The organism is Micromonospora sp. Utrum1 (genome assembly GCF_057197805.1).
On record NZ_CM170071.1, the window covers coordinates 4,082,510 to 4,103,435 of the forward strand.

Consider the following 20,926-nt stretch of genomic DNA (forward strand, 5'->3'; position numbering starts at 1 on the left):
TGCGGCGTGGAAGCGCCTTTACCGGTAGGTTGCACCGCGTGGAGGAGATCGACCGCGCCATCGTCGCCGCGCTGACCGGGGACGGTCGGCTGTCGTACACGGACCTGGCCGAGCGGGTGGGCCTGTCCGTGTCCGCCGTGCACCAGCGGGTCCGCCGGCTGGAGCAGCGCGGCGTCATCAAGGGGTACGCCGCGCACGTCTCGTTCGAGGCGCTGGACCTGCCGTTGACCGCGTTCGTGGCGATCCGGCCGTTCGACCCGTCGCAGCCGGACGACGCGCCGGAGCGGCTGGCCCACCTGCCCGAGATCGACTCGTGCTACTCGGTGGCGGGGGAGGACTTCTACCTCCTGCTGGTGCGGGTGGCCAGCCCGGCGGACCTGGAGCGGGTGCTGCAGGAGATCCGGACGGCCGCGAACGTCACCACCCGGACGACAGTCGTGCTCTCCACCCCGTACGAGCATCGACCGCCGAAGGTCGGCCCGGATCAGGTGAATCAGCACCGGCTCCGCGGCATCTCGGCCGAGTCGGCGGGTTCGCAGGCGGGTTGACCCGCCCAGCCGGCGGTGATCACCTCCGCCGCCGGCCGAGCACGCGCGTCATGGGGCGACGGCGCGTGATGTCACGCCTGCGCTGGCGGCGGCAGGGACCCGAGGGCGATCGGCAACCATCCGCCTGCGCGTTGAACCACCGCTCACCGAGCCGCGAGGGCTCGAGGAGCGGGTAGCCAGTGGGGAGAAGGAGTTGGCGTTGCAACAGAACGTCGGGGCGAAACGCGGGGATCGGGCGAGGCGGCTGCTGTGGACCAGCCCGCCGTCGATGGGGATCGGGCGGTGACGGCTTCGAAGCCGGGTCGGTCCCGGCTCAATGGATGGCTGGCGGTGGCGCGGGCGTCGGCCGCCGGGACGCGGCTGCCCGCCGCGGCGGTCGAGGTGACTGCCCTCGCGGCCCTGCTGCTGGCGGCGGTGGGAGACTCCCGCCTCTGGGCGCTTCCCCCGGCCGTCCTCGCGGTCGGTCTGCTGGCCTGGACGTGGCGTGGCGGTTCGGCGGCCGCCGGAAGATCCGTGGTGGCGCGCATCCTCCTGCTCGCCTGCGCGTACCTGGTCGACGCGGTACACGGCGGTCTTGATCCCGCCGTGGCCGTCGGTGTCGCCGTCGCCGGCCTGGCGGTTCTCACCGAACCGCTGTTGGCGTCCGTGTTCGAGGCTGTCTACCCCGTTTCGGCCAACCTGCCCGGGATTGGCGCACGGCCCGAGCGTAGCCCCAACCCGAGCCGGGCGGCGCTGGTCAACGGCGCCGCGGTGCTCGTGGCACTGGTCTGCGCGTTCACCGGCGTCTTCGGGGCGATCGCGCTGGTGGTGGCGACCGCGGCGCTCGGGTTGACCCTGTTCACCGGGTTGCAGGGGCTGAGGGAAGTGCGGGCCCGGCGCGCCAGGGAAGCGAAACTGCATGCCGCGCTGACCGCCTACGAGCCGGTCTTTCTCGTGCACTGGAACGCACCCGCCGGCACCGCCTACCAGCTGGCGATGTGGTTGCCCTACCTGGAACGCCTCAACAGGAAGTTCTTCGTGCTGGTTCGCAACCAGACCAACTTCAACGAGGTGGTGGGCCTGACCAAGGCCCCCGTGGTGATGCGGATGGGGCTGAACCAGCTGGACGACGTCATCGTCCCGTCGCTGCGGGCAGCCTTCTACGTCAACACCGCGACGATGAACAACCACGTCGTCCGGTACACGAACCTGACGCACCTTCAGCTCAATCACGGCGACAGTGACAAGGTGCCGAGTCACAACCCGGTCTTCCGGGTCTACGACAAGAACTTCGTCGCCGGCCAGGCCGCGATCGACCGGTTCGCGGCCAACGGCGTGAGCATGCCCGCGGAGATGTTCACCATCGTCGGGCGCCCTCAGGTGGAGAACGTCGCCATCGCCACCGAGCCGATCGCCTCGATCGCCAACCCTCGGGTCCTGTACGCCCCGACGTGGGCCGGCTTCTATGCCGACTCCAACTATTCGTCGCTGCTCGTCGGCTACGACATCGTCAAGGCGCTCGTCGCTCGCGGGTGCAGCGTCATCTTCCGGCCGCATCCGTACAGTCAGCGGTCCGGGGAGCTGACCCGCGAGTGCGAGCGGATCCGGGCGCTGCTGGCCGAGGACCGCCGGACGAACGGACGGCCACACGTCTTCGGCGCCGAGGCCGAGGTGACGATGACGGTCGCGGACTGCTTCAACGCGTCGGACGCGATGGTGTCGGACGTGTCGAGCGTGGTGGCGGACTACCTCTACTCGGAGAAGCCCTTCGTGATGGTTGCGGTCTCGGTGCCGGCGGCCCAGTTCCCGGAGGCGTTCCCGCTCGCGCGGGCGGCCTACGTGATCGACGCCCACGACGGCCGGGTGCAGGGACTCGACGCCGCCCTCGACGACCTCCTCGGCGGCGACCCCGTCGCCGCCACCCGCCGCGAGCTCAAGAGGTACTACCTCGGGGACATTCCGGCGGACCGGTACGCGCAGCGCTTCCTGGACGAGGCCTCGCGTTACCTCTGACGGCGAGCGGCGTCGCCGCTCCACGATCGGCTCCGGTTCAGCATCTCGACGTTGAGCCGGAGCCGATCGTCGTGGTGCCGCCCAGGAAGATCAGTGCCGAGCCGCCCGGTCGGACTCCGTCCCGGTCGTCTGCGGAACCGGCTGGTTCCACCGCAGGATGACCCGCCGGCCGTGCTCGTGACCGAGCACGCTCACGGTGGCGGTGTCCAGCCGCAGCAGCCCGCCCGCGGACGGCGGCAGGCCGATCCAGCGCGCGCCGAGCACCCGCAGGCTGTGCGCGTGGCCGACCAGCGCGACGGTGCCCCGCTCCAGCAGCGGGGTCACCCGGTCGAGCACCCGGTCGAGCCGGGCGCCGACCTCGGCCGGCGACTCCCCGTCGGGGCAGCCGTCGGTCCAGATGTTCCACCGGGGGTTCTCCTCGTGGATGTCCGCGGTGGTGCGTCCCTCGTAGGCGCCGTAGTTCCACTCGGCCAGGTCGGGGTCGGTGGCGTCGACGGTGAGCCCGGCCAGGTGCGCGGTGCAGGTCGCGCGCTGCCGGGGGCTGGACAGCACCCGGACGAAGCGCCGGCCGGCGAGCGCCGCGGCCAGCGCCCGGGACTGCCGCTCGCCGTCGGGGGTCAGCTCCAGATCGGTGTACGAGGTGTGCCGGCGGCTGGCGCTCCAGGTGGTCTCGCCATGCCGGATCAGCAGGATCTCGCTCACCCGCCCAGTCAACCACGGACCGGCCGTCCAGGCTCCGGTGGCGGGAGGTCACCCGCGCAGCGACTGGGTGCCGAGCACGGTGAGCAGGGCGAGGCGTTCGGCGTCCGCGCTGCCGGGCTCGGCCGTGTAGACCATGATCCGTAGGTCGCTGCCGGCCACGGTGAGCACGTCGCAGTCGAGGGTCAGCGGCCCCACGTGCGGGTGGTCGACGGTTTTGCGCGCGGCCGCGTGCCGGCCGACCGTGCCGGCGTCCCACAGCTCGGCGAACCGGGGGCTGCCCGCCCGCAGCTCGGCCAGGAGCCGGCCCAGCCGCGGGTCGGCCGGGTAGCGGGCGGCGGCGGCGCGGAGGTCGCCGACCAGCGCGGCCTCGAACCCGCGCCGCTCCTCGGGGCCGAGCCGGACCCGCGAGCCGGAGCCGAGGAAGTGCCGCCACACGCCGTTCCGTTCCTCCCCCCGCCATCCGGACGGGTCGCCCATCAGCGCCGCGTACGGCGGGTTGGCCACCAGCAGCGTCCAGGAGGCGTCGTAGACCGCCACGGGGGTGCCGGCCAGCCGGTCCAGCAGCCGCTGCACGCTCGGGGTGACCTCGGTGGGCATGGTCTGCGGGCCGGGTGGCGCGAGCCCGGCCAGCCGGTGGAGGTGGGCCCGCTCGGCGCCGGAGAGCCGCAGCGCCCGGGCCAGCGCCGCGACGACCTGCGCCGACGGGTGGGCCGCCCGGCCCTGCTCGAGGCGGGTGAGGTAGTCGACCGAGATCCCGGCCAACAGCGCCAGCTCCTCCCGGCGCAATCCGGCCGCCCGGCGTGACCGGCCGGCGGGCAGCCCGGCGGCCTCGGGCGTCACCCGGTCGCGCCAGCGCCGCACCGCCTGCCCGAACTCCGCCTCCGCCACGCCCACCAGTCTGCCCCGTCGTCGGTGGCCGGGGGTGGCCCTGGCAGTCCCAGGAAAACGGGACGCCTGGCTGGCCACCCGGCGCCGACGGAGCCTGGTGACATGACGACGACACTGATCACCGGAGCCAACAAGGGGCTCGGTTTCGAGACCGCCCGCCGGCTGGTGGCCGCCGGGCACACCGTCTGGATCGGCAGCCGGGACGCGGAGCGCGGCCGTCGGGCCGCCGAGCGGCTGGGCGCGTGCTTCGTTCCGCTGGACGTCACCGACGACGCCTCGGTGGCGGCCGCGGTACGCGCCGTCGAGGCCGGCGGGGGACTGGACGTGCTCATCAACAACGCGGGCATCGAGGGGCGGACGGCGAACAACGGTGTGGTGGGCGCCGCGGAGGTGACCGCCGAGCAGATGCGGACGCTGTTCGAGACCAACGTCTTCGGCCCGGTCCGGGTCACCCACGCGTTCCTGCCGCTGCTGCGGCGCTCGGCCGCCCCGGTGGTGGTGAACGTGAGCAGCGGCCTGGCCTCGATCACCCGGCTCGCCGACCCAGCCGACCCGGCGTACGGCTATCCCGGCGTGGCGTATCCGGCCTCGAAGGCGGCGGTCAACATGCTCACCGTGCAGTACGCCAAGGCGTTCCCCGAGATGCGGATCAACGCGGTGGAACCCGGGTTCACGGCGACGGACCTCAACGGGCGCACCGGCACGCAGACCGTCGAGGAGGGCGCCGAGATCATCGTCCGGATGGCCCAGGTGAGCCCGGACGGCCCGACCGGCGGCTACTTCGATGCGGCGGGCCCGCTGCCCTGGTGACCGCCTGAACCTATCTTCCTAGGATGCTTTACAGGGTATGCGTGGGGGCACAGCGTTTGCGGGGAGGGGCGCCGGGGACGCAACCGGCGGAAGCCGGAACGAGCCGAGGAGGCGGGATGAGCTTCACCGACAAGGCGAAGAGCCGGGCCCAGGAGTTGGCCGGCCTGGCCAAGGAGCGGATCGGCGACGCCACCGACAACGAGCGGTTGCGGGCCGAGGGCGCCAACGAGCAGAGCGCCGCCCGGGCGCAGCAGGCCGGGCAGAACGTCGAGGAGGCCGGACGGAACATCCGGGACGCCTTCGACAAGTGACCCGTACGGCGGCGGGCCCCCGGTCACCCGGGGGCCCGCCGCCGCGTTGTGCGCGGCGGCGGGGTGCCCGATCGCGGGGCTGGTTAGGGTCGCGGAGTGACGATCCTGCGTTCCCTGGTGCTGTTCGTGCTGGCCGCGGTGGCGGAGATCGGGGGCGCGTGGCTGGTCTGGCAGGGCTGGCGGGAGCACCGGGGGCTGTGGTGGGTCGCGGCCGGCGTGCTGGCGTTGGGGACGTACGGGTTCGTGGCGACGTTCCAGCCGGATCCGAACTTCGGCCGGATCCTGGCGGCGTACGGGGGTGTGTTCGTGGCCGGGTCGCTGGCGTGGGGTGTGCTGGTTGACGGGTTCCGGCCGGACCGGTGGGACGTGACGGGCGCGGCGATCTGCCTGCTCGGGGTGGCCGTGATCATGTACGGCCCACGGGACTGAACGCGCGTCGCCCCCGCGGCCGGGTGGCTCGCGGGGGCGGCGGGGTGGTGCGGGTCAGTCGTCGCGGTGGGCGGTCCACCAGGCCTGGCCGGTGTCGGGCAGGGTGTCGATCGGGTCGTAGTAGGCGTAGCGCTTGTTGAGCGCTTCGAGGTCGGCGGACTCGATCGAGGTGCGGTAGTTCTTGGTCCAGTAGGAGATGCCGCGTTCGCGGTCGTACTCGGTGAGCATGTGCACCCAGCGCTTGCCGACGAAGGGGACGTCGCAGACGATCCGCGGGGTGGCGTAGCCGGGCAGGTAGCCCATGATGTCGTGCTGGAGCTGCTGGGCGTGCCAGACCGGGACCCGCCAGTGCTCGGCGTTCGGAATCATGTCGCACATGTAGAAGTAGTACGGCAGGATGCCGGCCTCGCCCTGGAGGGCGAAGCAGAGGTCGAGCAGGTCGGCGCTGGTGGCGTTGACGCCGCGCATGAGCACGCCCTGGTTACGGACGTCGCGGACGCCGACGTCGAGGGCGGTCTGGGCGGCCTTGGCGACCAGCGGCGTGATGGACTGCCGGTGGTTGACATGGGTGTGGATGGCGAGGTTGACCCCACGTCGGGCGGCGGTGCGGGCAACGCGTTCGAGGCCCTCGACGACGTCGGCCTGGAGCCAGTGCTGGGGCAGGCCCATGAGGGCCTTGGTGGCGAGCCGGATGTCGCGGATGGTTTCGATCTCGAGCAGCCGCATGAGGTAGGACTCGAGGTTCTTCCACGGCACGTTGGCCACGTCGCCGCCGGAGACGACGACGTCGCGGACGCCCGGGTGGGCCTTGAGGTAGGCGATGTGGGCGTCGTAGCGGTCGACGGGCTTGAGGGTGAGCTTGAGCTTGTCGACGGCGGGGGTGGAGTTGCCGACGAGGTCCATCCGGGTGCAGTGGCCGCAGTACTGCGGGCAGGTGGAGAGCAGCTCGGCGAGGACCTTGGTGGGGTAGCGGTGGGTGAGTCCCTCGGCGACCCACATGTCGTGTTCGTGGAGGCTGTCGCGGCTGGCGTAGGGGTGTGAGGGCCAGTCGGTGCGCCGGTCGGAGGCGACGGGGATCATGTAGCGGCGGACCGGGTCGGCGAGGAGCGCCTCGGTGGTCATGGGCTCGAACGGCACCATGGTGTTGAGCATCTGCGGGGGCACCAGCATGGACATGGTGGCCAGGGCCTTCTGGTCGGCCTCGAGGTCGGCGTAGAAGGTCTCGTCGACGAGGTCGCCGAGGACGGTGCGCAGCTGCTTGATGTTCTTGACGCAGTTGACCCGCTGCCACTGGGCGTTCTCCCACTGCTCGCGGGTGACGTGGCGCCAGCCGGGGAAGCGGGTCCAGTCGGGTTCGACCAGGGGGCTGCGGCGGTATTCGTACGGCTGCCCGGCGGTCGGTACGGCGACCGGGGCGTGACGGGGTTGAGGGATGGTCTCAACCGGTTGGGTCTGGGTCACGGCCCCTCCTGACATGTGGTGCGGGTGATCAACGATCCCGAAGGCTACTGGAAAATATCCGGTGAAGAAATTAGTCTGCCGGAAGTTTTCCCGCGACGCGAGCCCTGGCCAGGGGTTCGGGCGGCTTGACATTGGGGGTCGGCGTGACGTCACCGGTGGGTCTGCACCGAGTCGTGGAACCGGCGGGGGTGCTTCCGCAGGCGGCGTGGCGGCTGGACGCCGACCCGCGGATCGCCGCGAACGAGGTGCGGATCCGGGTCGAGCGGCTGAACCTGGACGCGGCGAGCTTCCGGCAACTGTCGGAGAAGCACGGCGGCGACGGGGAGAAGGTCCGCGCCGAGGTGCTGGAGATCATTTCGACCCGGGGGAAGATGCAGAACCCGGTCACCGGCTCCGGGGGCATGCTGATCGGCACCGTGGAGGAGGCCGGGAAGCGGTCCCCGCTGGGGCTGGCGCCGGGTGACCAGGTGGCCACCCTGGTGTCGCTGACGCTGACCCCGCTGACCGTCCTCGACGGGCTGGCCCGCTGGGACGGGCGCAGCGAGCAGGTGCCCTGCGACGGGTACGCGATCCTGTTCGCCCGCTCGATCGCGGCGGTGCTGCCGGGCGACCTGCACCCGGAGTTGTCCCTGGCGGTGCTGGACGTGTGCGGGGCGCCGGCGCTGACCGCGCGGGTGGTGGCCGAGCAGGTGGCGCGGCGCCGCCGCGAGGAGGACCGGCGTCCGGTGACCGTGGCGGTGATCGGCGGCGCCGGCAAGAGCGGCTCGCTGTCCCTGGCCGCGGCGCGGCGGGCCGGCGCCGGCCGTACCGTCGGGGTGGTGCCGGTGGCGGCGGAGCGGGACGCGCTGACGGCGGCCGGGCTGGCCGACGCGGTCGCGCTGGCCGACGCCCGTGACCCGGTGGGCCTGTCCACGGCCGTGACCACGGCGCTGGGCGCGCCGGCGGACGTGACGGTGGTCTGCGTGGACGTGCCGGGCTGTGAGCACGGGGCGGTCCTGGCTACCGGGGACGGCGGCACGGTGATCTTCTTCTCGATGGCGACGAGCTTCGCGGCGGCGGCGCTGGGCGCGGAGGGTCTGGCCGCGGACGTGACCATGCTGGTGGGCAACGGGTACGTGCCGGGGCACGCCGAACTGGCGCTGGAGCTGCTGCGCGGCGAGCCGGGGGTGCGTCGTCTGTTCGAGGCGCGGCTGGCGGCAGACTGAACGCCATGACGAACCCCTCGACCTTGTATCGCGGCGGAGTGCTGCACTGTCCGGCCGACCCGAGCGCGACGGCGTTGCTGGTGCGTGACGGGAGGATCGCCTGGCTGGGCGCCGACGTCGACGCGCCGGCCGCCGACCGGGTGGTGGAGCTGGGCGGGGCGCTGGTGACGCCGGCGTTCGTGGACGCGCACGTGCACGCCACCGACACCGGCCTGGCCCTGGCCGGGCTGGACCTGTCGGCGGTGCGCTCCGCCGGTGAGCTGCTGGACGCGGTGGCGGCGTTCGCCGCCGCGCTGCCGGCGGACGCGGTGGTGCTGGGGCACGGCTGGGACGAGTCGTGCTGGGTGGAGCCGGCCCTGCCGGACGCGGCGGCGCTGGACCGGGCGGCCGGGGGCCGGCGGGTGTACCTGTCGCAGGCGTCGATCCACTCGGCGCTGGTGTCGGCGGCGCTGCTGGCCGCCTGCCCGGACGCGGCGGCCACCGCCGGCTACGACCCGTCGGGTTGGCTGCGGCGCGACGCGCACCACGTGGTGCGGGCGGCGGCGCTGGGCTCGGTCACGGCGGCGCAGCGGGTGGCGGCGCAGCGCGCGGCGCTGCGGCACGCGGCGTCGCTGGGTATCGCCGCGGTGCACGAGTGCGGCGGTCCGGGGACCTCCGACGAGAGCGACTTCACCGGCCTGCTGGCGATCTCCGGCGACGGGGTGCCGGAGGTGTACGGGTACTGGGGTGAGCTGCTGGGCGCGGCGAAGGCCCGGGAGCTGGGTGCGGTCGGCGCGGGCGGTGACCTGTACGCCGACGGGGCGCTCGGGTCGCGCACGGCGCACGTGTCGGCGGCGTACCTGGACGGGGAGCCGGGGGCGTGCGGGCACGGGTACGTGAGCGTCGAGCAGGTGCGTGACCACCTGTTGGACTGCGCGGCGCACGGTGTGCAGGGCGGTTTCCACGCCATCGGGGACGCGGCGATCGGCACGGTGCTGGACGGGTTCGCGCAGGCGGCGCAGAAGCTGGGCGTGGAGCGGTTGCGGGCGGCCCGGCACCGGGTCGAGCACGCGGAGATCATGAGCAAGCGGTTGATCGCCGGGTTCGTGGAGTACGGGATCGTGGCGTCGATGCAGCCGGCGTTCGACCGGCTGTGGGGCGGCGCGGGCCGGATGTACGAGTCGCGGCTGGGTCTGGACCGGTCGTTGGAGTCGAATCCGATGGGCGCCATGCACGGGGTGGGGGTGGCGTTGGCGTTCGGGTCGGACTCGCCGGTGACGCCGCTGGACCCGTGGGGGTCGGTGCGGGCGGCGGCGGCGCACCACAACCCGGTGCAGCGGATGAGTGTGCGGGCGGCGTTCGCCGCGCACACCCGCGGCGGGTGGCGGGCCGTGCACCTGGACAACGAGGGGGTCCTGGCGTTGGGTGCGCCGGCGACGTTCGCGGTGTGGGACACCCCGGCAGGGGTGGAGCGAGGGCTGCCGGTGTTGCAGGCCGAGGACCCGGAGGCGCGCGGCGCGGACGATCCGACGCCGCTGCCGGTGTGCCGGGCCACGGTGCTGCGCGGTGACGTGATCTATCAGCAGGAAGGCTTCTAGGTGACAGGCAAGCTTGGGCTGGATCCGGCGCTGGTGGCGCGGGCGCGGGAGTTGGCGCGCCGCGCCGGTCAGCCGGTGGTGGATCTGGCGCGCAGCCACACCACGGTGTCGGTGGAGCGGGCGGTGCTGCGGCTGGCCGGGGTGACCGGCGCCGATCCGGACGGCATCCCGTGGGTGAACCGGCTCGTGGACGCGGTCGTCGCCGACGTGGGTCTGGGGCACGGGGTGGCCGCGCCGGTGTTCGACGCCCTGGCGCGGGAGCAGATCGCGGACGTGACGCTGCTGGCGCAGAAGGCCGCCGCCGGGTCGGTGCGGTTCACCCAGCCGACCGGCAAGGCGGCCACGGCGGCCCGGAAGGCCGCCCGGAAGGCGGTCGCCGCGGGGGTGCGGCAGATCGACCGGCGCCGCGTCGAGCGGGACCGCCTGGTGAAGCGGTACGGGGATCCGAAGCAGCGGCCGTGGATCTACCTGATCGTGGCCACCGGTGACATCTACGAGGACATCCCGCAGGCGCAGGCCGCCGCCCGGGCGGGGGCGGACGTCATCGCGGTGATCCGCTCCACGGGGCAGTCGCTGCTGGACTACGTGCCCGAGGGCGCCACCCGGGAGGGCTTCGCCGGCACGTACGCCACGCAGGAGAACTTCCGGCTGATGCGGGCGGCGCTGGACGAGTCGTCGCGGGAACTGGGCCGGTACGTGCGGTTGACGAACTACGCGTCGGGCCTGTGCATGCCGGAGATGGCCACCCTGGCCGGGCTGGAACGGCTGGACATGATGCTCAACGACTCGATGTACGGGATCCTGTTCCGCGACATCAACCCAATCCGCACGTTCGTCGACCAGCGGTTCTCCCGGCAGGTGCACGCCCGCGCCGGGATCATCATCAACACCGGCGAGGACAACTACCTCACCACCGCCGACGCGGTGGACGAGGCGCACACGGTGACGGTGTCGCAGCTGCTCAACGAGTACTTCGCGCACGAGGCGGGGCTGGCGGACTGGCAGCTGGGCCTGGGTCACGCGTTCGAGATCAACCCGGACCTGCCGGAGTCGTTCCGGCTGGAGCTGGCGCACGCGTTGCTGGCCCGGGAGCTGTTCCCCGACGCCCCGCTGAAGTGGATGCCGCCGACCAAGCACATGACCGGCGACGTGTTCCGCGGCAACCTGCTCGACGGGTTCTTCAACCTGGTCGGCGCCATGACCGGGCAGGGCATCCTGCTGGTCGGCATGATGACCGAGGCGGTGGTCACCCCGTGGCTGTCCGACCGGGACATCGCCCTGCAGAACGTCCGGTACGTGCTGGGCGCCGCCGGCGGGCTGCACGAGGACTTCGTGCCCGCCCCGGGCGGGTTCATCCAGCAGCGCGCCCACCGGGTGCTCGGTGAGGCCGTCGACCTGCTGGACCGCATCGGCGACCAGTCGCTGCTGACCGCGATCGCCGAGGGCACCTTCGGGATCATGAAGCGGCCCGCGGACCGGGGCAAGGGCCTCGACGGCGTCGCGAGGCACGAGGCCGACTACTACAACCCCGCCACGGACATCCTGGAGCAGGCGGCATGACGGAGAAGAAGATCGTCCGGCCGTACGGGGACACCACCGGCGACGGGATGGTGCAGGTGTCGTTCACCCTGCCCGTGCCGCACGACAAGCGCGCCGAGGGCGCCGCGGTCCAGCTCGCCAACAAGATGGGCATCGACCCGGCGATGCTGGTGCACGCCAAGCAGATGGGCGACGGGTTCACCTTCTTCGTCGTCTACGGGCGGGTGAACCACCTCGTCGACCTCGACAAGGTGCAGGTGGTGGAACGGGACTTCCCGCTGCTGTCGGCCAAGGAGGTCAACGCGGTGGTGAAGCAGCGGATGCGGCGCAAGCTGTCCGTGGTGGGCGCCTGCATCGGCACCGACGCGCACACCGTCGGCATCGACGCGATCCTCAACGTCAAGGGCATCGCCGGGGAGAAGGGCCTGGAGTACTACCGGGAACTCAAGGTCACCAACCTGGGCGCGCAGGTCAGCGTCCCCGAGCTGGTCGAGGCCGCCCGGCAGGAGAAGGCCGACGCCGTCCTGGTCTCGCAGGTGGTCACGCAACGCGACGCGCACCTGCACAACACCCGGGAGATGTCCGCCGCGTTCCGGGAGGCCATGCCCGCCGGCAAGCGGCCCCTGCTGATCGTCGGCGGGCCCCGCTTCGACGAGACCATGACCGGGGAGCTGGGCGTCGACCGGATCTTCGGCCGCGGCACCACCCCCGGCGAGGTCGCCAGCTACCTGGTCCACGCCCTGATCACCGACAAGAAGGCGAAAGCATGAGCGACTCCCGGGTCGGCCTGACCGTTACCCACCGCCGGTACGTGCCGTACTCCCACGCCCACTACGCGGGCAACCTGGTCGACGGGGCGTACGCGCTGGGGCTGTTCGGGGACGTCGCGACCGAGGTGTGCATCCGCACCGACGGCGACGAGGGGCTGTTCGCCTCCTACTCCGACGTGCAGTTCAAGGCGCCGATGAAGGCCGGTGACGTGCTCGAGGTGGTCGCCACGGTCACCCGGGTCGGCACGCGCAGCCGCACCATCGACTTCGCCGCCCGCGTGGTGTGCCGGGGCCGGCCCGACAAGAGCGAATCGGCCGCCGAGGTCCTCGCCGAGCCGATCGTGGCGGTCACCGCGACCGGCACGGTGGTCGTACCCGCAGCCGCGTGAGCGCGAGGAGCGAGCCGGGTTTGCGAACCCCGCAGTCGCGAATGAAGGACAGCTCCGCGTGAACCTCGCCGTCTGCGCCGACGTCGGGTCCACGTACACGAAGGCGGCGGTGGTCGACCTCGACGGCGGCCGGCTCGTCGCCGCGGCGGCCGCGCCGACCACCGTCGGCACCGACGTGCTGCACGGCCTGGACGCCGCGGTCGGCGCCGCCACCGCCGGGCTGCCTGCCCGGGACCTGCCCTGGTACGTGTGCTCGTCGGCCGGCGGCGGCCTGCGGCTGGCCGTCATCGGCTACGAGCCGCTGGTCACCGCGCAGGCCGGCCGGCGGGTCGGGCTGTCCGCCGGGGCGAACGTGGTGCACGTGGCCGCCGGGCGGCTCGGCGCGGCCGACCTGACCGCGCTGCGCGCCGCCCGCCCCGACGTGGTGCTGCTCGTCGGGGGCACCGACGGCGGCGACGCGGACACGCTCACCCACAACGCCACCCGGCTGGCCCGGGCGCGCTGGCGGGTGCCGGTGGTGCTCGCCGGCAACGCCGACGTCCGCGACGACCTGCACGCCCTGCTCGCCGCGGCGGGGGTGCCGGTCACCGCCGCCGGCAACGTGCTGCCCCGCATCGGGGTGCTCACCCCCGCGCCGGCCCGCGCCGCGATCCGGGAGGTGTTCCTGCGGCACGTCATCGGCGGCAAGAAACTGTCCCGCGGCAGCCGCTTCGCCCGCCTGGTGCGCGCCGCCACCCCCGACGCGGTGCTCACCGGGGTGGAGGTCCTCGCCGACGCCCTCGGCGGGGACCTGGCCGTCGTCGACGTCGGCGGCGCCACCACCGACGTGTACTCGGTGCTCACCCCCGACGAGCGCGACAGCGGCCCCAGCCAGGAGGTCGCCGGCACCCTGTGGCGGGCCCGCACCGTCGAAGGGGACCTCGGCATGCGGTGGAGCGCCCCCGGCGTGGTCCGCGCCGCCGCCGAGGAACGCCTCCTCGGCCCGGGGGAGGAGGACGACCTGGCCGCCGCGGCGGCGGTCCGGGCCGCCGACCCCGGCTTCCTGCCCGCCGACGACGCCGACCGGGCCGCCGACCGGCGCATCGCCGCGCTCGCCGCGACGGTGGCGCTGCGCCGGCACGCCCGCGGCGCCGCCACCGGCGAACGCGCCGGCCGGGACCTGCGCGACGTGAAGCTGATGGTCGGCTCCGGCGGGGTGCTGCGGCACGCCGCGCCCGACGACGCCGCCGGCGTGCTCGCCGCGGTCCTCGGCGACCACGCCGGCGGGTGGCCGCTGCCCCGCGCCGCGCGCGCCGTCGTCGACGTCGACTACGTCCTGGCCGCCGGTGGGCTGCTCGCCGCCGAGCACCCCGGCGCGGCGGCGGCGCTGCTGCGCCGGCACCTGGCCGGCTGAGCCGTCGCCGACCGCGCACGCATCGAGACGCGCCGACGCGACACGCCGTGTTGCAACACACGACAGGCCCGGGTGGGTTGACAGCGGCGGGGGTGCACGCCGTACCGTCTTTGAGTCCTACCACGGGAAGCGGCTGTTGTTCGCTTCGTCCCTTCGTCCGCTGGCCGAGCGACCGGAAGGTTGCGGCGGCCAGGTCCAGCGGGCGGGGGTCGGCGGGGCGGCGCGAACCGGCCGCGGTTACCGGTGTACGGGCAGGGTGAGAGGCACGGCCAGTAGACAACGGCCAGGCGGGGGGCAGCCAGTCCACGTCGGGTCGGTCCGAAGGTCGGCGTCGATCGTCCTCGCCCCACCGGCCGGGAAGGGCCTGGGAGCATCGGGGCGCGGCGTCAGCCGCGCCCCGATTTTCGTCAACCCGCGATCAGTCGTTGAGGACCTCGTAGACGGCGGCCGGCGCGGGATCGATCCGGCCCTCGAACGGCGCCCCGAGATCCGGCTTGAACCCGTGCCCCGAGTAGCTGATCTCCGACGACTGCTCCGGCTCGCCACCGGCGGCCGGCAGCGTGAACCGGAGGCCGAGCAGCCGTTGCTGGCCGTCCACCGTGGCCTCGAACGCGACGGCCGCCCGCTGCTGCTCGGTGAGCGCGGCGAGGCGCTCCTCGTCCACCAGCCCGCTGGTGTCCACGTCTGGCACCCGCGTGAAGTCCAGTGTGCCGCGCGGTAGCGGCCGGTCCCGGCCGGCTCGGCGGAGGCGATGCCGGCGAACAGGTCGCTCGCGTGCGCCGGGTCGCCGAACCGTTCCAGGCGGGCGCGCGCCGCCAGGTCAACCTTGCGCACGTCGATCCGGGTCCACCGGTCCCCGGTCAACGGATTGCTGCGCGCCAGGTGCTCGCCGTCGCGGTGCAGCACCTCGAACGTCAGGCGGACCTTGCCGGCGTCGCCCCCGACGGCCCGCAGTAAATCCCTGGATGCGTGCCGCCGCGCCCGGTCGGCGGGCCCGGCACGACGGTGCCACCGGTTATGCTTGCTGGTATGACCGGAGCGGTGCGGAAGTTGTCGATCTCGGTCCCGCCGGACGTCGCCGAACGCCTCGAACGGGAACCCAACGCCAGCGCCTTCCTGGTGCACGCCGCGCGGGCGCTGATGCGCCGGGAAGCCCTCGACGCCGAACTGGCCCACCAGGGCATCGCGGTCACCGACGAGGGGGTCGCCCGGGCGCGGGCGGCCCGCGCCGCCGTCGATGTCGCCTGGTCGGCCGAGCGCTACCAGGCGATCCGCGAGCGGGTGCGGCACGCCACCGCCGGCGACGAGGATCCCGCCGGCCGGGTCACCGCCGCGTGAGCGACCCCAACGCCCCGCCCGTGCGGCTGCTGCTCGACCGGTCGGCGCTGCTGGCGTACCTCGCCGGGTCGGTGCACGTGGGGGAGACGCTGCACGAGGTGATCGCCGACGGCGTGCGCTTCGGGGTGACCGCGGTCGCCGCCGCCGAGGCGTACGCGGCCGTCGACGACCCGAAGGACCGGGCGGCGCTGCGGCGCCTGCTCGCCCTCGACGCCTGCGCCGTGCTGGCCACCGCGGGCGGATCGTGGCAGGAACTGGCGTACTGGCGGGGCTTCACCGGCCGGGTCGACCTGGCCGCCACCGTGCTGGCCTGCCTCGACCACGACGCCCCGATCCTCACCGGCGAGGCCCACTACGGCGACGACGACCTGCCGGTCATCCGGCTGCCCGAGTGAGCCCGCCCGGACGGGTCGACGGCCCGTCCGGCCGGGTAGCCTTCGGCGCGTGATCGTGGTGAGGTGCCGGTGACGACGCTCGACCGGGAAGAAGCGCGTGCCACCGACGGGGCACGCCCGGGCGACGGCGGTCGTCCCCTGCCGCTGAAACTGGCCGTCCCGGCGGCCGTGCTGGCCGGTCTGGCGCTGCTGGTCGCCTTCCCCCCGTACGGGCTGTGGCCGCTCGCCCCGGCCGGTGTGGCGCTGCTCGCCGCCGCGGCGCACCGTCGGCGGCTGCGCGCCGGCGCCGGGCTGGGCTTCCTCGCCGGGGTGGCGCTGTTCGCGCCGCTGCTGGAGTGGACCAACCTGCACACCGGCTACGTGCCGTGGCTGCTGCTCTCGCTGCTCCAGGCCGGCTACCTGGCGCTGCTCGGCGCCGCCACCGCCTGGCTGTCGCCGCTGGTCGACCGGCACCGCGCCGCGTGGCCGCTGGTCACCGGGGTGCTGTGGGTGGGGCAGGAGGCGCTGCGCGACCGCACCCCGTTCGGCGGGTTCCCGTGGGGGCGGCTGGCGTTCAGCCAGGACACCTCCCCGCTGCTACGGCTGGCCGCGCTCGGCGGCGCCCCGCTGGTCACCTTCGCCGTCGCGCTCACCGGCGGGATCCTGCTCACCCTCGCCTGGCGGGACTGGCGCCACCCCGCCGGGCTGTGGCGGCCGGTGGCCGGGCTCGCCGCCGCCCTCGCCGCGGTGCTCGCCGCCGGCCCCGCCCTGCCGGCCGGGGTACGCGGGGGCGGCGACACCGTCACCGTCGCCATCGTCCAGGGCAACGTGCCCCGCCTCGGGCTGGACTTCAACGCCCAACGGCAGGCGGTGCTCAACAACCACGTCGACGCCACCCTGAAACTGGCCGAACAGGTCGCCGCCGGCACACAACGCCGCCCCGACCTGGTGGTGTGGCCGGAGAACTCCAGCGACATCGACCCGCTGCGCAACCCCGGCGCCGGCGACCGGATCACCCAGGCCGCCGACGCGATCGGCGCGCCGATCCTGGTCGGCGCGGTGCTGCTCGGCCCCGGCGAGGGTCAGGTCCGCAACGCCGGGCTGCTGTGGCGCCCCGGCAGCGGCGCCGACCTGGACCAGCTCTACACCAAGCGCCACCCCGTGCCGTTCGCCGAGTACGTGCCGCTGCGCGAGATCGCCCGGATGGTCAGCTCCGAGGTCGACCGGGTCCGCTCCGACTTCGTCCCCGGCAGCACCCCCGGTGTGCTGGACACCGGCGCGGCCACCCTCGGCGACGTGATCTGCTTCGAGGTCGCCTACGACGGCATCGTCCGGGACACCGTCACCGGCGGCGGGCAGCTGCTGGTGGTGCAGACCAACAACGCCACCTTCGACGTGGCCGAGGCCCGCCAGCAGCTGGCCATGGTCCGGCTGCGCGCCGTCGAGCACGGTCGCGCCGCGCTGATGGCCTCCACGGTCGGGGTGTCCGGGTTCGTTTCCCCGGACGGGCGGGTAGACGGGGCGACCGGGTTCAACACCGCCGCGGTGGTGGTGCGGCAGATGCGACTCGGCGACGGACGTACCCCGGCCACGACGGCGGGGGTGTGGCCGGAGGTTTCCCTCGCGGCGCTCGCCGTCGCGGCCCTGGCCGGCGCGGCCGTGCTGCGCCGCCGGCGGGAGGTCAGCCCGGAATAGGGACGACGAGCGGGAGGCGGTACACGGTGGGCTTGGTAGCCGACAAGCGCACGGTCGGCCATCCCGGGGTGGGACGGGTCCTCGTGGTCATTCCCACCTACAACGAGGCCGAGAACGTCGACCGGATCGTCGCCCGGGTGCGGGCGGCGGCGCCGGGGGTGGACGTCCTCGTCGCCGACGACAACAGTCCCGACGGCACCGGCGCCATCGCCGACCGGCTGGCCGGCGCCGACCCGCACGTGCACGTGCTGCACCGCCCCGGCAAGGAAGGGCTCGGCGCGGCCTACCTGGCCGGTTTCGCCTGGGCGCGGCAGCGCGGCTACGACGCCGTGGTGGAGATGGACGCCGATGGCTCGCACGCTCCGGAGGACCTGCCGGCGCTGCTGGACGCCGCCCGCGACGCCGACATGGTGATCGGCTCCCGGTGGACCCGCGGCGCGCGGGTGCTGAACTGGCCGCTGCGGCGGCTGCTGCTGTCCCGGGCCGGCAACCTGTACGCGCGGCTGGCGCTGGGCGTGCCGGTCTCCGACGCCACCGGCGGCTACCGGGTGTACCGGTCGGCCGCGCTGGACGCCATCGACCTGGGCTCTGTGCGCTCCCAGGGGTACGCCTTCCAGGTGGAGCTGTCCCGGCTGGCGCACCGCGCCGGTGTGCGCATGGTCGAGGTGCCGATCACCTTCGCGGAGCGGGAGCACGGCGACAGCAAGATGAGCCCGCTGATCGTGGCCGAGGCGCTGTGGCGGATCACCACCTGGGGGCTGCGGGACCGGCGGGCGTCGGCCCGCCGCCCGGACGCGTTGGCCCGCTGGCCGTGAGCGCGGACGTGTCATGCTGGAAGGGCGTGATGACACCGCCGTGCGGATGAGGTGAGATGCGCCGAGGACTGAAGTACGTACCACCGGCTCTGCTGCTGCTCGCGCTGCTGGAGCTGACCGTGTTCGTCCTGGTGGGCCGGGGCGTCGGGTTCGGGTTCGCGGTGCTGCTGGTGTTCGCGGCCTCGCTGCTGGGCCTGGTGCTGCTGCGCCGGGAGGGCCTGCGGGCCTGGCGCGGCTTCCGGGCCGCGGTGGAATCCGGGCAGCCGCCGGGGCAGCAGGTCACCGACGGCCTGGTGGGCCTGCTCGGTGCGCTGCTGCTGGCGTTACCCGGCCTGATCAGTGGCGTGGTGGGGCTGCTGTTGCTGGTGCCGCCGGTGCGGCGGCTGGCCCGTGCCGGAGTGCGCCGGGCCACCGAGCGCCGGGTGTCGTCGATGGTCGCCGGTGACCTGTTCGGGCCGCGCCGGGTGCGGGTGCGCCGGGGCGCGCCGCAGCCCACGCCGGCCCCGCAGCCGCAGCCGGTCACCGAGCCCGGCCGGGCCATCGAGGGGGAGATCGTCGAACCCGGCCGGTAAGACCGGACAGACATGACGAAGCGCCCCCGGGGTGATCCCCGGGGGCGCTTGGCGTCGTTACGGGTGCTCAGGCGCGACCGCGGCGGGTGCGGACCTCCTGGAGCCGCTCGGCGAGGATGTCCTCCAGCTCGGCGATCGAGCGCCGCTCCAGCAGCATGTCCCAGTGGGTACGCGGCGGCTTGGCCTTCTTCTGCTCGGGCTCGTTGCCGTCGACCAGGCGGGCGACGCTGCCGTCGAACTTGCACTCCCAGGTCGTCGGGACCTCGGCGTCGACGGCGAACGGCACCTCGAACTGGTGCCCCTTCGCGCAGAGGTACTCGCGGGTCTGACGCGGCGCGAGCTCCGTGTTGCGGTCGGATTCGTAGCTGACTGCGCCCAGCCGGCTACCGCGCAGCATACGCTCGCCCATGATCGACTTCCCCTCGTTCGTGGTGCTGTCTTCAGGTGTAACGGTCCGTCACCGCCGGCCCATTCCCGGCCACGCCGACAGGGCCGGCGCGGGGTCGGGATCCTCAACAGTAGCCGGTCATGACAGCTGCCCGGCGGGGTCGTCCCCGGCCGGGCCGAATCGGTGGAGTGTTTCGACCGCCAACGGGGATGTTAGCCGCCTCCACATGTGCGGAGGTGACGATGACCAGTGACGCGCCGGTCGATGCCCGACCACCCGGCGGGAAGACCTTCTTCGGTCACCCCCGGGCGCTGTCCACCCTGTTCCTCACCGAGATGTGGGAGCGGTTCAGCTTCTACGGCATGCGGGCCATCCTGGTGCTGTACCTGACCGCGTCGGTCGCCGACGAGGGGCTGGCCATCGGGGAGTCCACCGCCAACGCCGTCTACGGCACCTACAACGCGATGGTGTACCTGATGGCGCTGCCCGGCGGGTGGGTGGCCGACCGGCTGATCGGCGCGCGGCGCAGCGTGCTCTGGGGCGGCGTGGTGATCGCCGCAGGGCACTACGTGATGGCGGTCCCGGCCCGGTGGAGCGTGTTCGCCGGCATGACGCTGATCGTGCTCGGCACCGGCCTGCTCAAGCCCAACATCTCCACCATGGTCGGCGACCTCTACGACCGGGACTCCCCGCGCCGCGACGCCGGGTTCTCGATCTTCTACATGGGCATCAACCTGGGCGCGTTCATCGCCCCGCTGATCACCGGCTTCCTCGGCGAGCGGATCAACTGGCACCTGGGCTTCGGCGCGGCCGCGGTCGGCATGACCTTCGGCGTGCTCCAGTACGCGCTCGGCCGGCGCAACCTCGGCGACGCGGGCGCCCGACCGGCCGACCCCCTGCTCGGCGCGGACCGGCGGCGGGCGCTGACCCGCATCGCCGTGGTCACGGTGGCGGTGCTCGTCGTGCTGGCCGTGCTCGCCCTGGGCGGGCTCTTCACCGTCAACACGGTGGTCAACCTGCTCACCCTGGTCACCGTGCTGGTCACCGTCGCGTACTTCGCGCGGATCCTGACCGACCGGGAGATCAGCGCCACCGAGCGCAGCCGGATGAAGGCGTACCTGTGGCTGTTCGTCTTCGCCGCCGCGTTCTGGCTGATCTACGACCAGGCCGGGTCGGTGCTGAACATCTTCGCCGAGGACCAGACCGACCGGAACGTGGCCGGCTTCACCTTCCCGGCGTCGTGGCTGCAGTCGGTGAACCCGATCCTGATCATCATCGGCGCGCCGCTGGCCGCCTGGCTGTGGCTGAAGCTCGGGCACCGGGTGTCCACGCCGATGAAGTTCGCCGTCGGCCTGGTGCTCAACGGCCTGTCGTTCGTGCTGATGGCCGCCGCCGCGCAGGCCGCCGTCGGCGGCGACCTGGTCTCGCCGTGGTGGCTGGTGGCGGTGTACGCCATCCAGGTCGCCGGTGAGCTGGCGCTGAGCCCGGTGGGCCTGTCGGCCACCACGAAGCTCGCCCCGGTCAAGTACGCCAGCCAGATGCTGGGCCTGTGGTTCCTCGCCACCGCCGTCGGCGACGCGATCGGTGGTCAGGTGGCGCGGCTGGCCGACACCTGGTCCGAGCCGACGTACTTCCTGACCTTCGGCCTCGCCTCGGTGGTGCTGGGGCTGGCCGCGGTGATGTTCACCCGGCAGATCCGGCAGCTGATGGCCGGCATCCACTGACCGGGG

At 73.5% G+C, this 20,926-nt stretch carries 23 protein-coding genes; 18 read left to right on the forward strand and 5 right to left on the reverse strand.

Going from position 1 to position 20,926, the window contains the following annotated elements; genetic code table 11:
• Nucleotides 1-38: 38 nt before the first annotated feature.
• Both AC0OLQ_RS19165 and AC0OLQ_RS19170 read left to right on the forward strand, forming a co-directional pair.
• Entirely contained in the window at nucleotides 39-548 is a 510-nt protein-coding gene (locus AC0OLQ_RS19165) for an Lrp/AsnC family transcriptional regulator (RefSeq protein WP_484527346.1), read from the forward strand.
• 282 nt (nucleotides 549-830) lie between these two features.
• Nucleotides 831-2,540, forward strand: a complete 1,710-nt coding sequence (locus AC0OLQ_RS19170) for a CDP-glycerol glycerophosphotransferase family protein (protein ID WP_484527347.1) — start codon at nucleotides 831-833, stop codon at nucleotides 2,538-2,540.
• 90 nt (nucleotides 2,541-2,630) lie between these two features.
• Here the strand turns inward: AC0OLQ_RS19170 and AC0OLQ_RS19175 are convergent, their stop codons facing one another.
• Nucleotides 2,631-3,242: a histidine phosphatase family protein gene (locus AC0OLQ_RS19175; RefSeq protein WP_484527348.1), complete on the reverse strand. Its 612-nt coding sequence runs from the start codon at nucleotides 3,240-3,242 to the stop codon at nucleotides 2,631-2,633.
• A gap of 48 nt (nucleotides 3,243-3,290) precedes the next feature.
• A complete protein-coding gene (locus AC0OLQ_RS19180; RefSeq protein WP_484527349.1) occupies nucleotides 3,291-4,130 on the reverse strand; it encodes a helix-turn-helix transcriptional regulator in 840 nt (279 codons plus the stop codon).
• 102 nt (nucleotides 4,131-4,232) lie between these two features.
• On the opposite strand from AC0OLQ_RS19180, the gene AC0OLQ_RS19185 reads away from it, so the two are divergent.
• The 3 genes from AC0OLQ_RS19185 to AC0OLQ_RS19195 all read left to right on the forward strand — a co-directional run bounded on the left by AC0OLQ_RS19185 (nucleotide 4,233) and on the right by AC0OLQ_RS19195 (nucleotide 5,680).
• The gene (locus tag AC0OLQ_RS19185) at nucleotides 4,233-4,940 is read left to right on the forward strand and encodes an SDR family NAD(P)-dependent oxidoreductase (RefSeq protein ID WP_484527350.1); all 708 of its coding nucleotides are present in this window, start codon (nucleotides 4,233-4,235) and stop codon (nucleotides 4,938-4,940) included.
• A 116-nt stretch (nucleotides 4,941-5,056) separates the two neighbouring features.
• Nucleotides 5,057-5,251: a CsbD family protein gene (locus AC0OLQ_RS19190; RefSeq protein WP_357342099.1), complete on the forward strand. Its 195-nt coding sequence runs from the start codon at nucleotides 5,057-5,059 to the stop codon at nucleotides 5,249-5,251.
• A 96-nt stretch (nucleotides 5,252-5,347) separates the two neighbouring features.
• The gene (locus AC0OLQ_RS19195) at nucleotides 5,348-5,680 is read left to right on the forward strand and encodes a YnfA family protein (RefSeq protein WP_484527351.1); all 333 of its coding nucleotides are present in this window, start codon (nucleotides 5,348-5,350) and stop codon (nucleotides 5,678-5,680) included.
• A gap of 54 nt (nucleotides 5,681-5,734) precedes the next feature.
• On the opposite strand, the gene AC0OLQ_RS19200 is transcribed toward AC0OLQ_RS19195, so the two are convergent.
• Entirely contained in the window at nucleotides 5,735-7,141 is a 1,407-nt protein-coding gene (locus AC0OLQ_RS19200; protein WP_357342095.1) for a KamA family radical SAM protein, read from the reverse strand.
• A 143-nt stretch (nucleotides 7,142-7,284) separates the two neighbouring features.
• Between AC0OLQ_RS19200 and kdd the strand changes: the two genes are divergently transcribed.
• Genes kdd through AC0OLQ_RS19230 form a run of 6 tightly spaced genes read left to right on the forward strand, consistent with a single transcriptional unit; the run spans nucleotide 7,285 to nucleotide 14,014 of the window.
• Complete coding sequence (gene kdd / locus AC0OLQ_RS19205; protein WP_484527352.1) at nucleotides 7,285-8,346, forward strand: L-erythro-3,5-diaminohexanoate dehydrogenase; 1,062 nt, start codon at nucleotides 7,285-7,287, stop codon at nucleotides 8,344-8,346.
• Between the two features lie 5 nt (nucleotides 8,347-8,351).
• A complete protein-coding gene (locus AC0OLQ_RS19210; protein WP_484527353.1) occupies nucleotides 8,352-9,923 on the forward strand; it encodes an amidohydrolase in 1,572 nt (523 codons plus the stop codon).
• Complete coding sequence (gene kamD / locus AC0OLQ_RS19215) at nucleotides 9,924-11,483, forward strand: lysine 5,6-aminomutase subunit alpha (RefSeq protein WP_484527354.1); 1,560 nt, start codon at nucleotides 9,924-9,926, stop codon at nucleotides 11,481-11,483. It begins immediately after the preceding gene.
• A complete protein-coding gene (kamE, locus tag AC0OLQ_RS19220) occupies nucleotides 11,480-12,232 on the forward strand; it encodes a lysine 5,6-aminomutase subunit beta (protein ID WP_484527355.1) in 753 nt (250 codons plus the stop codon). Before kamD ends, kamE begins: the two co-directional genes overlap by 4 nt.
• Complete coding sequence (gene kal / locus AC0OLQ_RS19225) at nucleotides 12,229-12,621, forward strand: 3-aminobutyryl-CoA ammonia lyase (RefSeq protein ID WP_355663979.1); 393 nt, start codon at nucleotides 12,229-12,231, stop codon at nucleotides 12,619-12,621. Before kamE ends, kal begins: the two co-directional genes overlap by 4 nt.
• A gap of 58 nt (nucleotides 12,622-12,679) precedes the next feature.
• Entirely contained in the window at nucleotides 12,680-14,014 is a 1,335-nt protein-coding gene (locus AC0OLQ_RS19230) for a glutamate mutase L (RefSeq protein ID WP_484527356.1), read from the forward strand.
• A gap of 418 nt (nucleotides 14,015-14,432) precedes the next feature.
• On the opposite strand, the gene AC0OLQ_RS19235 is transcribed toward AC0OLQ_RS19230, so the two are convergent.
• Nucleotides 14,433-14,705, reverse strand: a complete 273-nt coding sequence (locus AC0OLQ_RS19235) for a hypothetical protein (protein WP_484527357.1) — start codon at nucleotides 14,703-14,705, stop codon at nucleotides 14,433-14,435.
• Nucleotides 14,706-14,788: 83 nt separating this feature from the next.
• On the opposite strand from AC0OLQ_RS19235, the gene AC0OLQ_RS19240 reads away from it, so the two are divergent.
• The 6 genes from AC0OLQ_RS19240 to AC0OLQ_RS19265 all read left to right on the forward strand — a co-directional run bounded on the left by AC0OLQ_RS19240 (nucleotide 14,789) and on the right by AC0OLQ_RS19265 (nucleotide 18,808).
• Nucleotides 14,789-14,971 carry a hypothetical protein gene (locus AC0OLQ_RS19240; RefSeq protein WP_484527358.1) on the forward strand — a complete coding sequence of 61 codons (183 nt, stop codon included), beginning with the start codon at nucleotides 14,789-14,791 and terminating at the stop codon, nucleotides 14,969-14,971.
• 72 nt (nucleotides 14,972-15,043) lie between these two features.
• Nucleotides 15,044-15,352: a hypothetical protein gene (locus AC0OLQ_RS19245; protein WP_357342081.1), complete on the forward strand. Its 309-nt coding sequence runs from the start codon at nucleotides 15,044-15,046 to the stop codon at nucleotides 15,350-15,352.
• Entirely contained in the window at nucleotides 15,349-15,747 is a 399-nt protein-coding gene (locus AC0OLQ_RS19250; RefSeq protein WP_484527359.1) for a hypothetical protein, read from the forward strand. Before AC0OLQ_RS19245 ends, AC0OLQ_RS19250 begins: the two co-directional genes overlap by 4 nt.
• A gap of 69 nt (nucleotides 15,748-15,816) precedes the next feature.
• On the forward strand, nucleotides 15,817-17,421 hold the full coding sequence (lnt, locus tag AC0OLQ_RS19255) for an apolipoprotein N-acyltransferase (protein ID WP_484532387.1): 1,605 nt from the start codon (nucleotides 15,817-15,819) through the stop codon (nucleotides 17,419-17,421).
• Between the two features lie 26 nt (nucleotides 17,422-17,447).
• Nucleotides 17,448-18,236: a polyprenol monophosphomannose synthase gene (locus AC0OLQ_RS19260; protein WP_484527360.1), complete on the forward strand. Its 789-nt coding sequence runs from the start codon at nucleotides 17,448-17,450 to the stop codon at nucleotides 18,234-18,236.
• A 56-nt stretch (nucleotides 18,237-18,292) separates the two neighbouring features.
• Nucleotides 18,293-18,808, forward strand: a complete 516-nt coding sequence (locus tag AC0OLQ_RS19265; protein WP_484527361.1) for an FxsA family protein — start codon at nucleotides 18,293-18,295, stop codon at nucleotides 18,806-18,808.
• Between the two features lie 67 nt (nucleotides 18,809-18,875).
• Here AC0OLQ_RS19265 and AC0OLQ_RS19270 read toward each other — a convergent pair whose 3' ends face one another.
• Nucleotides 18,876-19,217: an RNA polymerase-binding protein RbpA gene (locus AC0OLQ_RS19270; RefSeq protein ID WP_007460094.1), complete on the reverse strand. Its 342-nt coding sequence runs from the start codon at nucleotides 19,215-19,217 to the stop codon at nucleotides 18,876-18,878.
• Nucleotides 19,218-19,438: 221 nt separating this feature from the next.
• Here AC0OLQ_RS19270 and AC0OLQ_RS19275 point away from each other — a divergent pair, with 221 nt between their 5' ends.
• The gene (locus AC0OLQ_RS19275; RefSeq protein ID WP_484527362.1) at nucleotides 19,439-20,920 is read left to right on the forward strand and encodes a peptide MFS transporter; all 1,482 of its coding nucleotides are present in this window, start codon (nucleotides 19,439-19,441) and stop codon (nucleotides 20,918-20,920) included.
• Nucleotides 20,921-20,926 lie beyond the last annotated feature (6 nt).

Coding starts and splice junctions, on each gene's coding strand:
- AC0OLQ_RS19275 (WP_484527362.1), top strand. CDS start 19,439: ATGACCAGTGACGCGCCGGTCGATGCCCGACCACCCGGCGGGAAGACC.
- AC0OLQ_RS19245 (WP_357342081.1), top strand. CDS start 15,044: ATGACCGGAGCGGTGCGGAAGTTGTCGATCTCGGTCCCGCCGGACGTC.
- AC0OLQ_RS19265 (WP_484527361.1), top strand. CDS start 18,293: ATGCGCCGAGGACTGAAGTACGTACCACCGGCTCTGCTGCTGCTCGCG.
- AC0OLQ_RS19270 (WP_007460094.1), bottom strand. CDS start 19,217: ATGGGCGAGCGTATGCTGCGCGGTAGCCGGCTGGGCGCAGTCAGCTAC.
- kal (WP_355663979.1), top strand. CDS start 12,229: ATGAGCGACTCCCGGGTCGGCCTGACCGTTACCCACCGCCGGTACGTG.
- AC0OLQ_RS19185 (WP_484527350.1), top strand. CDS start 4,233: ATGACGACGACACTGATCACCGGAGCCAACAAGGGGCTCGGTTTCGAG.
- kamE (WP_484527355.1), top strand. CDS start 11,480: ATGACGGAGAAGAAGATCGTCCGGCCGTACGGGGACACCACCGGCGAC.
- AC0OLQ_RS19190 (WP_357342099.1), top strand. CDS start 5,057: ATGAGCTTCACCGACAAGGCGAAGAGCCGGGCCCAGGAGTTGGCCGGC.
- AC0OLQ_RS19210 (WP_484527353.1), top strand. CDS start 8,352: ATGACGAACCCCTCGACCTTGTATCGCGGCGGAGTGCTGCACTGTCCG.